Source organism: Aquimarina sp. AWH4_224, assembly GCF_056160245.1.
The window spans coordinates 1-276 of sequence record NZ_JBSWWU010000085.1 but is presented as its reverse complement, the minus strand read 5'-3'; the positions used below and the strand labels follow the sequence as shown (position 1 = coordinate 276).

The window sequence follows — 276 nt, the reverse complement described above, 5'->3', positions numbered from 1 at the left end:
TACTTGGACCATCTCCTCCAAAGCTATCGTTTCCTAATACTGCAATGTTGGTCGTTCCACTATCTTCTGCGACATCAGCAGGAGTATCATTGGTAGCCGTTGGCGTATCGTCTACTGGAGTGACATCAAAAGTAACCGTAGCGGTGTCTGTATCTCCATCAGCATCTTCTATCTCATAGGTGATCGTTACCGGACCATTATAGTCTAAGGCTGGTGTAAAGTCAATCGTATCATCCGTTGGATCATTTGGTGTACCTCCATTGTTTACAACTGCAG

The 276-nt window shown here is 44.9% G+C and carries 1 protein-coding gene; it reads right to left on the bottom strand.

Annotation, left to right across the window (positions count from 1 at the left end; genetic code table 11):
• Positions 1-276, bottom strand: a 276-nt coding sequence (locus ACXAGJ_RS24805; RefSeq protein ID WP_474843900.1) for an Ig-like domain-containing protein, incomplete at both ends; no start/stop codon positions are given.